General features: G+C 51.9%; 12 protein-coding genes. 8 read left to right on the forward strand and 4 right to left on the reverse strand.

Annotated features, from left to right (window positions below; all coding sequences use genetic code 11):
* Positions 1-69: 69 nt before the first annotated feature.
* From NDQ72_03170 to NDQ72_03185, 4 genes are all read right to left on the reverse strand, one after another.
* On the reverse strand, positions 70-1,551 hold the full coding sequence (locus tag NDQ72_03170; GenBank protein ID WKD28957.1) for a carbon starvation protein A: 1,482 nt from the start codon (positions 1,549-1,551) through the stop codon (positions 70-72).
* A 214-nt stretch (positions 1,552-1,765) separates the two neighbouring features.
* Positions 1,766-2,299, reverse strand: coding sequence for a superoxide dismutase [Cu-Zn] SodC (gene sodC / locus NDQ72_03175; protein WKD28958.1), 534 nt, complete (start codon positions 2,297-2,299; stop codon positions 1,766-1,768).
* Positions 2,300-2,467: 168 nt separating this feature from the next.
* Complete coding sequence (locus tag NDQ72_03180; GenBank protein ID WKD28959.1) at positions 2,468-3,331, reverse strand: alpha/beta hydrolase; 864 nt, start codon at positions 3,329-3,331, stop codon at positions 2,468-2,470.
* Positions 3,324-4,445 carry a helix-turn-helix transcriptional regulator gene (locus NDQ72_03185; protein ID WKD28960.1) on the reverse strand — a complete coding sequence of 374 codons (1,122 nt, stop codon included), beginning with the start codon at positions 4,443-4,445 and terminating at the stop codon, positions 3,324-3,326. The genes NDQ72_03180 and NDQ72_03185 overlap by 8 nt, the downstream gene beginning before the upstream one ends.
* 354 nt (positions 4,446-4,799) lie before the next feature.
* On the opposite strand from NDQ72_03185, the gene NDQ72_03190 reads away from it, so the two are divergent.
* From NDQ72_03190 to NDQ72_03225, 8 genes are all read left to right on the forward strand, one after another.
* Complete coding sequence (locus tag NDQ72_03190; protein WKD28961.1) at positions 4,800-5,888, forward strand: transferrin-binding protein-like solute binding protein; 1,089 nt, start codon at positions 4,800-4,802, stop codon at positions 5,886-5,888.
* A 94-nt stretch (positions 5,889-5,982) separates the two neighbouring features.
* Positions 5,983-7,305: a surface lipoprotein assembly modifier gene (locus NDQ72_03195; protein ID WKD28962.1), complete on the forward strand. Its 1,323-nt coding sequence runs from the start codon at positions 5,983-5,985 to the stop codon at positions 7,303-7,305.
* 168 nt (positions 7,306-7,473) lie between these two features.
* A complete protein-coding gene (locus tag NDQ72_03200) occupies positions 7,474-8,244 on the forward strand; it encodes a pseudouridine synthase (GenBank protein WKD28963.1) in 771 nt (256 codons plus the stop codon).
* A gap of 55 nt (positions 8,245-8,299) precedes the next feature.
* Positions 8,300-9,124, forward strand: a complete 825-nt coding sequence (gene tcdA / locus NDQ72_03205) for a tRNA cyclic N6-threonylcarbamoyladenosine(37) synthase TcdA (GenBank protein WKD28964.1) — start codon at positions 8,300-8,302, stop codon at positions 9,122-9,124.
* Complete coding sequence (locus NDQ72_03210) at positions 9,121-9,342, forward strand: DUF1653 domain-containing protein (protein WKD28965.1); 222 nt, start codon at positions 9,121-9,123, stop codon at positions 9,340-9,342. The genes tcdA and NDQ72_03210 overlap by 4 nt, the downstream gene beginning before the upstream one ends.
* Before the next feature lie 217 nt (positions 9,343-9,559).
* The gene (locus tag NDQ72_03215; protein WKD28966.1) at positions 9,560-9,988 is read left to right on the forward strand and encodes a TIGR01244 family sulfur transferase; all 429 of its coding nucleotides are present in this window, start codon (positions 9,560-9,562) and stop codon (positions 9,986-9,988) included.
* A 53-nt stretch (positions 9,989-10,041) separates the two neighbouring features.
* Complete coding sequence (gene sulP, locus NDQ72_03220; protein ID WKD28967.1) at positions 10,042-11,781, forward strand: sulfate permease; 1,740 nt, start codon at positions 10,042-10,044, stop codon at positions 11,779-11,781.
* Positions 11,782-11,860: 79 nt separating this feature from the next.
* A complete protein-coding gene (locus NDQ72_03225) occupies positions 11,861-13,870 on the forward strand; it encodes a RecQ family ATP-dependent DNA helicase (GenBank protein WKD28968.1) in 2,010 nt (669 codons plus the stop codon).
* Positions 13,871-13,874 lie beyond the last annotated feature (4 nt).

Below are 13,874 nucleotides of genomic sequence, written 5' to 3' on the forward strand. Positions count from 1 at the left end.
AAGCAATACCCATAAAAAAGCGCTGATTAGCTCAGCGCTTTTTTTCTTCAGGGGCAGTAAAACAATAGCTTACTTGGTGGCAGTCGATAGTGTTTGGGTCTGTCCCTCTTGGCCTGTACCGAAGGCATCAGCATGTTCATCAACAGCAAAGGTAGCGCGGCTTAAGCGGCGTACACGCTTCATAAACAGTGCGATACATACCAGCGTTCCCAGCGCCGCGACGATACAGCTTGTTTGCAGTGGCAAACCAAAACCAATCGGTGCGTAGGCTAAATAGGTAAAGGTGGCCATGGTCATAAAGACAGCAGGAATCGAGGTGATCAGATAAGGCTTACGTGATAGCACTAGGTACATGGTGCCGACCCACAGTGCAATCACTGCCGTGGTTTGGTTGGCCCAGGAGAAGTAGCGCCATAGCAGGGTAAAGTCCATGTGGGTAAGCGCGTAAGAAGCAACAAACAGTGGCAGGGCGATCAAAATACGCTTAATAATCGGTTTCTGCTCAACCTTGAGATAATCAGCAATAATCATCCGTGCGCTGCGGAAGGCGGTATCGCCCGAGGTAATCGGAAGCACAATAACCCCCAGAACAGCCAGCGTGCCACCAACCGCGCCAAGCATGCTAATAGATACTTCGCTGACCACCGCTGCAGGGCCACCAGCCGCTAACACTGCGGACAGCGATTGTTCGCCCTGGAATAAACTCATGGCGGCGGCGGCCCAGATCATCGCAATCACGCCTTCGGCAATCATCATGCCGTAAAATATTTTACGGCCATTGGTTTCGTTTTGCGTCGTACGCGAAATGATGGGGGTTTGTGTGGCATGGAAGCCTGAAAGAGCACCGCAGGAGATCGTTAAGAACAGCAGTGGGAAAATGGGAGCTCCTTCCGGATGCATATTCTGGAAAGAGAGTTCTGGAATCGGTGCGCCGGTAACAACCAAACCAATACCGATGCCTGCGGCGCTGAACAGCAGCAAAGCGCCAAAGTAGGGGTAGATACGGCCAATGACTTTATCAATCGGTAGCAGCGTAGCAACCAGATAGTAGGCAAAAATTGCTAGAATAATTAGCGTTAAAGAGAGTGAAGTCATATTAGAAAGCAGCGCTGCGGGCGAGGTTACAAAAACCGTGCCCACCAGTAATAACAGCAAAATAGCAAAGCCGTTGACCACATGCTTCATGGTTTTACCGAGAAATTTACCCGCCAACTGAGGCAAATGAGCGCCGTGATTGCGAATCGAGATCATACCGGTGAGGTAGTCATGTACGGCACCTGCAAAGATGCAGCCAACCACAATCCATATAAAAGCCACTGGACCATAAAGCGCCCCTAAAATGGGGCCGAAAATCGGGCCGACACCGGCAATGTTAAGCAGTTGAATAAGCGAGTTGCGCGTGGTGTTCATCGGCACATAGTCAATATTGTCACGCATACTAAACGCCGGTGTTTGACGCTTGCGGTCAGTAACAAACACGCGCTCAACAAACTTGCCGTAGGTGAAGTAGCCCACGACTAGAAGCAGTATCGATACAATGAAGGTGATCATTTAGGGCACTCAGTCTCAGGGGAATTCAGATGGTCGTGCATGCTAGTGAGTTACTTGTTAGCACGCTTATTTGGCCGGGCTGAATGTACCGACTCATCAGGAAAATCGCTTTAAGACTTTAGTGGCCTATGGTGCTAGCGAGAGCAATCATCAACACAAAAAAGGGCAGCGCTGTGCTGCCCGGTATGTCGTTATAGTGATGGGGTTTTAAACGTTACGATTCCACAACGCCGCAGGCCATGCGCGCACCGCCACCGCCTAAGTGGGGATCATCTGAATACGTATCGCCGCCCGCATGGATCATCAGGCTGCGTCCCGGCATATCTTCCATACTCAAGCGGGGTGCCAGCACCGGCAGATTGGCTTCGCCATCTTCATTCACCGTGAGAACCGGTAGATCACCTAGATGGCCATCGCCGTAGGGACCTTGGTGGGTACCGGCCTCTTCAGGATCGTAATGACCACCTGCAGACAGCGCTGCTGTCATTTCGCCGCTATCGTTTTCAGCAGGCTCGCAGCTGGCATTTTGATGGACATGAAAACCGTATACGCCGGGCTCCAGGTCAGTTAACGACGGCGTAAGCAACACGCCGTGCTCAGTATGCTCAATAGCGACAGTCCCAATAGACTGTTCAATTCCTTCGGCGTTGACCTTATGCATTTCAACGTCGAGCGCTTCATTGGCCTGAGCGGTAGTTGCTAGCAATAACCCCGCGGCAATACCTGTTAGCGGTAGTGAATAACGCATAGTGCAATTCTCCTTTCCTTATCCATGGAAGCTCGTATGACGAGTTGCCATTTCAAGGTAGCTGGCTATTGGAGAAGATGCTAAATGCTCATTAACAAGTTTTTCATGGTGAGTCGTGTGAAAGCGCTGAGGGCAGAGGTGTTAGACACGCTTGCAAAAAAATCAGCTCTAAACGCTTCTTTCATAGGCTTTAATTAATGCGTCGTAATGGCCTGAATAAGGTAAAGCAGTTAGGACAGACCCAGAAATAAACGATGCGAGTGCTTGTCCATGCTCAAGATGAACTAATGCATCGTGCTCACCATGAAAAATCTCTACAGGAGCCCCTAAGTCTCCAACGCTGAAAGGCCACTCTCGTGCCATTAGTTGAATATCTCTAACAATGCTATCAGCCGCTATCAAGGCACCTTGCTGTGTTGCTGCCACTAGATTTTTTTGAAAGGCTTTACGTAGTTGTGAAGCTTGTAGGAATTGACGTTCTTGGTCACTGAGAGAGTCCATTAACGCGGTGGTCAGTGATGCGCTGTCGCCCGTCAAGTCTACTAACTGGGTGATTAAATCCTGAGGGGCAGTCAAAGCTGCGTGCCACGTCTCGGCAGTCAGCTTTCCTGCGTGCTTGTAGGGCGAGTTCTGTATCGGAACAGCAGGCGTCCCAACCAGCATTACTTTGTCGACTCTCTCTTTGAGAGCCATTGCGGTCGCCATGGCGAACACGCCACCTCCCGAAAAACCTAGTAGCGAGAATTTGTTAATTTGAAGCTGCTCTGCCACTGCCTGCACGTCGTCTGTGTGGTCAGCAAAACGGTAGCTTTTCATCTGAGTGGAGCCACCATACCCTGGGCGATCTATGGCAATGAGCCGAATGCTCTCGGTTTCATTTCTTGCAGTTGCCATCAATACTTCTTTTTTAGAACCGGGAATGCCGTGACCGTAGAACCAGGCTGGTGCATCTGTTGAGCCTGTATCCATAACACTCAAAAAACGTCCATCTGGCCTTGGGATACGGTAAGTTTGCATCTCGTAACTACTCAAATCGATTAACTATTCCAACACTAAGCAGTAATGTGCGTATTAAGTCAGCCTGCCTCGTGACGTCTGTTTTTCGCATGACTGATTTTAATTGAGAGCGAGTGGTGTGTACCGTTACGTTCAAATAAGCACTAGCCTCATTAATATCTAGGCCGCGCATTAGTAAATCTACTAGACGCAATTCCGCTACGCTCAATGAGTAAAGGTTTTTTAGACGTCTATGGTCTAGGGGGATGGTCATTTGTGGATCAAGCAAGAAAGCGATAACGGTGGCAGCAGGGCTAACATTCCAGGAAAGGGAAGAATTTATTTCTTGATTACAAAAAAGTACCAGTGAAGCTCCCGCCCTATTTAGCTGAATGCTCTCACAGCGACTTTCTCCTTTGTTCAGCCTACGTGATGCCTGAACAAGGGCTGAACCGAGCTTTTCTTCATTGAAAATTAAGCGGCCGTTACGCTGCTCTATACCGAAGCAATGGGTGCTAAGCACATCTTCGGCAACTCGGTTTAACCAGTGGCAGCGTAGGTTTTCGTCCAGCATCCACACCCCAAAAGGAAGGTGATTAAAGGCATTCTGAGCTTGTGTTAATGCTTCCTGTACTTGGCTAGTCAGTTTGGTTAGTTGAGCTACACGGCGTAAATGTCCGCTCAAATCTTCTAGCTGTTCTTGCTCCTGCCGAGTAAACATGCCCTTTGCACGTGGTCGATGTATGCCAATATGCATCGCAGATGAGCCATCGCGTTCAAACTGGCAGCCCATGGCATAAAAATTTCCGTTTGGGCGGAAAAATAGCTGGTAGTGCTCAGAATGCTCAAATGCCCGATCAGATATTATGTCGGTGCTTGTATGGACTTTGCCTAGTGGGCCGCTAGCCAGTGATGTGCGGAAGGGGTCAAAAACCACGGCCTCCTGCTCATAATTAAGCCCCTGCTCTAAGCCAATAGCAAAGGATCGGTAAACGATAGGGTTTTCACGATCAGTGATACGCAATGCGGCCGAAGGCGAATTGAAATGGCTGGCAAGCTGTTGCAGGAATTCGCCCCAACCCTCTGGGTAGGTGACGTTGTCATATAGCGTATGTAATAGCGTAGATAGGTTTTTTTCTTTGTTATACACGATTGTACTCACTGTTTAATGAGTATCTGTAGTTACAAAACCAAACCATACCTTACTTTTCTAGCAGGTCCTAGGCATCAACGCTAATTCTCTGGTGGTGGTTTTTAGCTATTTCAAGATAAGCAATATAGATGAGCGGCATCGCGATATTTTTAAATGCTTCACCCATTTGAGTGATTCTTGCATGGCTGTCGCGTGCTTAACTTCAATCGAGTTAGGCTCGATATGAAGCAGCTACGTTAAGCAAACAATTGCTTAGCAAGCGTATTTCAAATCAACAGAATTAAAAAGCCAGAAGCTTCTTAATAAGCAGAGCCTAAAGTAAAAGCCGTATAAATTAAGGGGGAAATCAATATGGAAACTATTGATAACAAAGGCTCAGTACTGAAACTCTCGCTCCTGGCCGTGGCTATCGTTGCAGTGGCGGGCTGTTCCAGTGGCGGTAGCTCCAGCCAGCCAATAGATCAAGGTGACCCAGGGCAGACGGATGGCGGTGGTGGCTCAAGTGATAGCGGCGGTAGCTCAGGTGATAGCGGTGGTGGCTCCGGTGATGGTGGAGGTTCGAGTGATCCCGGCCAGGACTTCACCTACAAGACTATTAACCCTATCGAGGAGATACCTGTTGGGGAAGAGTTTCGTCTCGACAGCGTAACAGCCAATGCAACTCCCTCTAGCAGTGGTGTCACCATGAACCAGCAGCCTGTGCTAGATCACGCAGCAATGATCGAAGTCCTACCTAATGGGCCAAATGGCGAGTCAAGAATCCGTTTGAATGCGCCAATTGCTGGCGTCGAAAATAGGGATTTCACGGAAAGTCGTGCTCCTTACATCTTCGATAATGGAGATTACATCTTCGATAATGGAGACGATAATGATATTAGGATACGTTCCGTAGAGCATGAGTCGGAACAATTCCTTAACGGTTCTTTGAACTACGCGGCTTTTGGCGAATGGGTAATCCGCAACAGCGGTGGCGATTCTGACGGTAGTTACTTTGCCACCGGCTACGACACTCATCTCAATGACATGCCCTCTACAGGATCCGCAAGTTACAGTGGGGCCGCTAGAGGTACAGTCATTATAGACAATGGGCAGCCTGGTAACTTATTTGGTCAAGCAAATATGAGTGTTAACTTCGCAGATAGAACGTTAAACGGTAGTTTGACCAATATGACTGCCATGGATACGGAAAATGGTGCCATACAGCAACCCTGGAATAACATCAATCTTGCTGGTGGCCTTGATGATAGCGGCAACCGCTTTGCTGGCATAACCGAAGTTATATCGTCACCCGGTAATGCTGCCAGTTTGAGCACTGACGCAGAGGGTGAGTTCCGTGGTCGTTTCTATGGCCCGGGGGCGGCAGAGGCTGCTGCCGTTTGGTCAGTTAAAGACCCGAATGGAAGCGCAGCTTTTGGTGCTTTCGGTGTCAAAAAAGACTAGCCCGTTCAGCCTCATCTATTCGGATGGGGCTATTTTAGCCAGTAGCGTGCTGACAATGCGTTCAACTGCACGTCATCCATACAAGGATTGATGTATGCCTATTTGCCGATTTATCGCCATTGTACTGGCTTGTGGGTACTTTTCCGGTTCAGCCTTTGCCGATTCACCCGCGCCAACTAACGACACTCATCGTGAAATCCCCTTAGCCGCTGTGGCCGCCACACGCCTGATGGAGCAGGGTGACAGTGAGCAAGCCAAAGCGGTGCTGTTGGAAGCACGTGAGCACTTTGCCGATAACGACGATATCGCCTTTCTGCTCGGCATGTTGGCGATGGAGGAGCAGGAGTTCGAGAGTGCTAGCGATTATTTCCGTGAGATTCTAATCCGAGACCCACAGGCGGTGCGTGTTCGTCTTGAACTTGGGCGGGCGCTGTTCGAGAGCGGTGACTACCGCGACGCAGGGCGTCAGTTCCGCTTCGCGCGTAGTGGTAATCTGCCCACCGAGGTCAATGCCAATATTGATCGCTACCTTGCTGCTATCCACCACCTCCAGACATTCAACTGGGATGTTTCGGTAGCGCTTGCCCCGGATACTAATATCAATGCCGCACCGAGTATCGAGGAAATTAGTATCTTCGGACTACCCTTCCAATTATCAGAGGACGCAAAGCGTCAGACGGGCATAGGGCTGCTGCTTAATACAAGTGCGGAATGGACACCGCATATTGCCGAGAACACTCGACTGCGGCTGGGGGGGAGCTTGTACCGTACCGACTATCGTGGGGGAAGCTTTGACGATACCTTTGTCAATGTGCATGTCGGTCCTAAATTTCAGTTTGGCGACCTTGAACTCAGCACGTTGTTAACCGGTTTTCATCGCTGGTATGGCAATGAGCCCTATAATCATGGCGCTGGTCTTCGGCAGGAAGTGACCTACTATCCATCTTCTCGAACACGCCTGCATACTTCGTTAGAGCATCAGTGGGTTCGCCACGATGACGTTAGCAGTTTGGATGGCACCCGTACCAGTTGGCTGGGCAGTTGGCAGTATGCTCTGACGCCATCTAGCGGCGTGATGGGAGTACTGGGTCTGTCCAAAGAGTCTACGGAGCTGGATATGCTCAGCAATACCGTTTATCGCGGTGGTGTCGGATACTACCGGGAGTTATTCGGAGGCTTAACGGCTCTGATCCAACCTGAGTATCTTCGTGCTCGCTATGATGACGTGACACCGGCGTTTGGTGTGGAGCGGCGCGACAATTTATGGCGTACAAGATTACGCTTGACCAACCGCCGCTGGGTATTCAAAGGATTTACACCAGAGCTTACCTTGATCCGCTCATCCCGGCGTAGCAACATTGATCTGTATAGCTATGACCGTAATCAGGTGCAGTTAGGTGTATCGAAGTTATATTGATCGTTAACATACGCATTGTTAATGAGGGCTATCGTTAGGGTTTTTAAAACACCCACTTCCCCAGCGTATCTACTCCGCAGATGACATTGAACCGTTAAGCCGCGACAATAGCGCGCTGCTTCAAATCACCGCGATTTGTTATCTCAATTGCCGCTATCGGGGAGTGCCATGTTGCCATTGAACATCCTTTATCAGGATGAGCACCTTGTTGCCGTGCATAAGCCGTCTGGGTTGCTGGTGCACCGCTCGGCGCTGGCGCGTGGAGAAACAGAATTTTTGCTTCAACGCCTGCGTGACCAAATTGGCAAACGAGTGTATCCGGTGCACCGGTTAGATAGACCCACCTCCGGCGTGATGGTGTTTGGTTTATCATCTGAAGCGGCAGCCGTGTTGAGTGAAGGCTTTAGCGAACGGCAGGTAGAAAAGCGCTATCTGGCGGTAGTGAGGGGCAAGTCGCCGGAGCAAGAGCGCCTTGATTACCCACTACGGGAAGAAGATGGCACGCGCCCCAAAGCCGAGATGCCTGCTATGCCCGCGATGACCGATATTCGTCGCCTGGATAGCGTTGAACTGCCTGTGCAGGTAGACCGCTATCCAGTGGCGCGCTATTCACTAGTGGAAGCGCGGCCTATGACCGGGCGTCGACATCAGATCCGCCGCCATCTTTCTCGGCGTGGTTATCCCATTATTGGTGATGCCAAGCACGGCAAAAGTGTCCACAACCGCTTTTTCGCGGATCAGTTGAATGCTCCCCGTTTGCTGTTGGCTGCCACCTATTTAGCGTTTGATCACCCCTTAACCGATAAGCGCATCCAACTAAGCTGCGCACTCGATGCGACCATGAGAAGCCTGTTTGAGCAATTCGGCTGGGCTGGGCATCTGCCGCTAGATAGCGTGCGAACCCCAACCATCTCAACGCCTGCTGCGCTTCAGCGGTAGTCGTGACGAATCGAACCGTGCTGTCAAATAGCATGTTGTAAATAGAGAGCCTGTAATGTCTTCGGATTATGACTTTCGCTTTGGCGGCATTCGCCGCTTGTATGGTCAGCGTGCTGCCACGGCGTTTCGCCATGCCCATGTTGTGGTAGTGGGTGTGGGTGGCGTGGGCAGTTGGACGGTAGAAGCGCTGGCGCGTTCTGGCATTGGCAAGCTGACACTGATTGATTTGGATGACGTATGCGTGTCCAACGTCAATCGTCAGCTCCATGCGTTAGACGGCACTATTGGCCAGCCAAAGGTGGACGTGTTGGCCGAGCGTTGTCGCTTGATTGCCCCGGAGATAAACGTCGTAGCCGACAGTTCGTTTGTCACACCCACTAACCTTGCCGAGCGTATCCCCGATGATGCCGATCATGTGGTGGACGCGATTGATAGCGTGATCGCCAAGGCAGCGCTAATCGCTTGGTGCAAACGACGTAAACTGCCGATTACCGTGACGGGAGCTGCAGGCGGTCAGACGGATCCTACCCGCATTCAGGTGGCTGATTTAACACGTACTGAACACGATCCACTGCTTTCCAAGGTGCGCTCGCGGCTGCGCCGTGATTATGGTTTTTCGCGTAATCCTAAGCGGCGCTTTTCCGTTGAGTGTGTCTATTCTGATGAACAGCTGGTGTACCCTGGCGCTGACGGCGAAGTCTGTCTGCAAAAGCCCGGTAACGGTGATGCGACCCGTTTAGACTGTGCCTCAGGCTTTGGCGCGGCCACCTTTGTCACTGGTACGTTTGGTTTTGTCGCTGCCTCAAAAGTGCTCGAACGGCTGGCTAAAAAAGCCGCTAAGCCCATGCCTTCAACGACCCAACAAGAGGAAAGTGAATGACTGCGCCTGTTCCCGGTATATATCGCCACTATAAAGGCAGCCTTTACGAAGTGCTGGGCACCGCTCAGCACAGTGAAAATGAAGAGGTGCTGGTAGTTTACCGTGCGCTTTACGGCGACTACGGCCTGTGGGTGCGCCCGCTGACAATGTTCACTGAAAGCGTTAACAAAGATGGCCAGCCACAGCCGCGCTTTGCGCTAGAGAAAGCGTTCAATTAATCCGGCGTTCCCTAACAGCGACACCACTCAATAGCGCTACGTTTCTCCCTTCGATATTTATGCGCCACCCGGGTCTTTTCTCAACAAAGTCCCGGGTGTTTTTGTCGTGCGCTATTGCTTATATTCCAAAATGAGATATGTTTATAACAATTGTTTTGGCGGGGTTGTGCCATGCGCTGCTGCTGAAAGCGGCAGCGAGAAACTCTAGGAGAGATGCATGCAAACACAATCGTTAGAGAAGGGCGTTGCTATTACTTCACAGCTCACGGTCGAGGAGCTTGAGCAGGTAAAAGCTCAGGGCTTTAAAACGGTGATCTGTAACTGCAAGCCTGGTGAAAGCGCTGAGTTTTCTGGAGAGGATGCTTACCGCTTTAAAGCAGCAGAACTTGGCCTTCATTGGGTACACATTCCGGTGACCCCCGGCGAGTATAGCCAAGCGGATGTCGCTGCTTTTGCTCAGGCGCTGCAGCAGCTACCTCGGCCTATTTTGGCGTTTTGTCGGTCAGGTAAGCGTGCTACCCATCTTTGGGCTTACGCAAAGCGCCATACCGAAAAATGCGATCTGGCGGAACTATTTTCTGCTGCCAAAGCAGCTGGTTTTGATTTGGAAGCGCACCGCCAAGGGCTTGAAAATCAGACGGCGTAGGCGTGCGGTGTGATTTGCCTTAGTCAGTGCTATTACCAGAGCGAGTACTCCCCATGAACATAGAGCGTTGGGTGCCTGTGGTTGGCTGGCTGCGGCGCTATAACCGGGCTTTGTTATTTAAAGATTCGCTGGCAGCCGTTATCGTCACGCTAATGCTGGTGCCCCAGGCGTTGGCCTATGCCTTACTGGCTGGGTTGCCGCCAGAGATGGGCCTGTATGCCAGTATGCTACCACTGGTGCTTTACGCCATCTTTGGTACCAGTGCCAGCTTGGCGGTAGGGCCGGTAGCCGTGGCAGCGTTAATGACGGCGTCGGCTTTAAGCAGCTTTGCTACTCCAGGCAGCCCTGAATATATTGGCGCTGCACTGGTGTTGGCGGCGCTTTCAGGAGTGATATTGATTGCCATGGGCGTACTGCGGCTGGGCTTTTTGGTCAACTTCTTAAGCCATCCGGTTATTTCTGGGTTTATCACTGCGTCGGGAATTTTGATCGCCATTAGTCAGCTCAAGCATATTCTAGGTGTTGAGGCTGCGGGGCATAATGTCATCGAGCTGCTGGGCGCACTGTTCAACCAGTGGCAACAGGTCAATCTCATCACGCTGATGATTGGCTTAGGGGTGTGGGGCTATCTGCTGGTTTGCCGCAAGCGCTTGAATACCTGGCTGATGGCGATAGGTATCTCGGCCAGTGCTTCTGGTTTGATGGTCAAAGCCGCACCGATTTCAGCGGTGATGGTGACTACGCTGCTGGCTTGGCACGTTAACTTGGGGCAGTACGGCGTGGATCTGGTCGGCTTTGTGCCTAGCGGCTTGCCTGCCATTGCGCTGCCTAGCCTAGATCAGTCGCTATGGCTTGGCCTGTTGCCTGCCGCTTTATTGATCAGTTTGGTGGGCTTTGTAGAATCGGTATCCGTGGCGCAAACGCTGGCAGCTAAGCGCCGCCAGCGTATCAATCCTAATCAAGAACTCATCGCTCTTGGAATGGCCAATTTGGGCGCTGGCATCAGTGGTGGTTCGCCGGTTTCAGGTGGGTTTTCACGCTCGGTAGTGAACTTTGAAGCGGGGGCGGCAACACCGTTGGCTGGGGCATTTACCGCCTTAGGTATTGTGCTTTCTACGCTGTTGCTCACGGGTCTGCTGGCATTTCTGCCGACGGCGACATTGGCCGCTACTATTATCGTCGCCGTGGGCACATTGATTGATCTGCCCGCAGTAAAGCGCACTTGGCAATACTCCCGCAGCGACGGCGTGGCAATGGTGGCGACCTTGCTTCTGACCTTGTTGCACAGTGTCGAGGTCGGCATTATCAGCGGTGTGGTGCTGTCACTAGGGCTGCACCTGTATCGCACCAGCCAGCCCCATAGTGCCGTAGTAGGGCGGGTGCCGGGCACCGAGCATTTTCGCAACGTGAAGCGCCATGAGGTCGAAACCGATCAACATGTGGCCATGCTGCGCATTGATGAAAGCCTTTACTTTGCTAACGCTCGCTACTTAGAAGATACCGTGATGGCGCTGGCTGCTCGGTCCCCTTCGTTAAAACACATTGTATTGACCTGCCAGGCGGTGAATGTGATTGATGCGTCCGCGCTTGAAAGCTTAGAAGCGATTAACGGACGGTTAAAAGATGCTGGCGCAACGCTGCACTTGGCGGAAGTGAAAGGCCCTGTGATGGATCACTTAACAAACACAGCGCTTTACCGCGAGTTAACAGGGCAGGTGTTTTTTACCACCTTTGAGGCTTGGCAGGCGCTGGCTCTCCCCGCACAGAATGAAAAGCCGCAACCCTGCGCTTAATGGGCACCCTTGATTGGAGAAAATAACGTGAACGCGTTAGCTTAGCCCTAACGTATTGACGACACTCCAGGGAACGGCCATGACCTCGCTATCACCGCAGCAGACGCTGAAGGCAGTATTCGGATTTGATGATTTTCGCGGCGGCCAGCAGGCGGTGGTGTCCAGAGTGTTGGAGGGGCACTCCACGGCGGCGATTTTTGCTACCGGGGCGGGGAAGTCACTCTGTTATCAGTTGCCTGCGCTTCATCTTCCACACCTGACGCTGGTGGTATCGCCGCTGCTGGCACTGATGCAGGATCAGCTCGCTTTCTTGACGCGCCATGGTGTTGCAGCGGCCAGTATTGATTCCACCCAAGACCGCGATACGACCCGTGATGTGATGGAGCGCGCCAAAAACGGTGAGCTGAAAATCCTCATGGTGTCGGTGGAGCGGCTTAAGAACGAGCGCTTTCGGCACTTTCTACGTCAGGTACAGATATCACTGCTAGTGGTTGATGAAGCACACTGTCTCTCTGAGTGGGGACATAACTTCCGCCCCGATTACCTTAAACTGCCCGATTATCAGCGTGATTTTGCTATTCCCCAGGTGTTGCTACTGACTGCCACGGCCACGCCAGCGGTTATCGCTGATATGCGTGAAAAGTTCTCAATCGTACCGGTAAATGTCATTACCACTGGCTTTTATCGCGCTAACTTAGAGCTTCTGGTGGTGCCCGCGATGGAAAATCGTCAGCAACAGCTGATTGATTGGCTTATGCCACAAATGCCGCCTGGCAACGAAGCGCCTACGATTATTTACGTCACCTTGCAACAAACTGCCGAGCAGCTGGCAAGTGCGCTGGCCGCCCAGGGGATTGCTGCCCAGGCGTACCATGCGGGACTGGACTCAGCCCGCCGCGACGACATTCAGCGCCAGTTTATGAGCGGCGAATCGCCCTGCATAGTTGCTACCATTGCCTTTGGCATGGGGATTGATAAAGGCAATATCCGCAACGTTGTGCACTTCGATCTGCCTAAATCGATTGAGAATTACAGCCAGGAAATTGGTCGGGCAGGGCGCGATGGACTGCCTTCCACCTGTTTAACCATTGCCGGACGCGATGGTCTGCGGGTGCTGGAGAACTTCGTTTATGGCGATACGCCTGAGTACGTGGGTATTGTGCGTTTACTGGAGGAAATCTCATCAGCCGGTCAAGCGCCAGATCGCCAGTGGGAAGTGCTGCTCAATACGCTTTCCCGAGATACCAATATCCGCCTGCTGCCACTTAAAACGCTGCTAGTGCGGCTAGAAATGCACGGCATTATTGCGCCGCGCTTTGCGTTCTTAGCCGAGTATCGGTTGCGCTACCATATTGAGCCTACTGCCTTGGTGGGGCGTTTTGAAGGAGAGCGGGCGGCCTTTGTACGCTTGTTGATCGACAATATTGCTATTGCTCGCACCTGGGGGACGGTAGATTTTGAGCGGCTGCATCAGGCTGGGCAGGCACAGCAAATTGATGCTTCCCGTGCCCGCGTCATTACCGCGCTTGAATACTTTCAGGATAAAGGCTGGCTGACCCTGGAAGGTAAACGCATGACCGATGTGTATGAAATTTGTCAGCCGGAATTTTCGGTCGCGGCGATGGCAAGCCAGTTGTTTAATGAGTGCCTACAGCGGGAGCGAATCGAAATTGATCGGCTGCATTCAATGCTGGCACTGTTTGAGTCGCAAAGCTGCCTGACTCGGCGGTTAGCTGAGCATTTTGGGGATACCACCTTCGATGGACCACTTGATACCGAGCAGGGCCGTTGTGGTCACTGTTCGGTATGCTACGGCAACCCGGTTCGGCTGCCGGATGCGATGCCATTACCCGTGCTATCTGAAAAGGAGTTCATCCGCTATGCCACACCGCTGATTGAACGCCATACCGCACAGTTCGGCCAGCCGCCCAATGCCCAGCGGTTGGCACACTTCTTATGTGGTTTAACCATGCCGATTTTTACGCCACTCAAAGCCCGCGGCCTTAACGGCTTCGCGGTCTTTGAGCAGCGTGCTTACCCTGAAGTAAGGCAGTGGGCAGAGCACTGTTTGGCTAGCGCCGGCAGTTAAAGCA

It is taken from the genome of Halomonas sp. KG2 (genome assembly GCA_030440445.1).
Classification (GTDB): domain Bacteria; phylum Pseudomonadota; class Gammaproteobacteria; order Pseudomonadales; family Halomonadaceae; genus Vreelandella.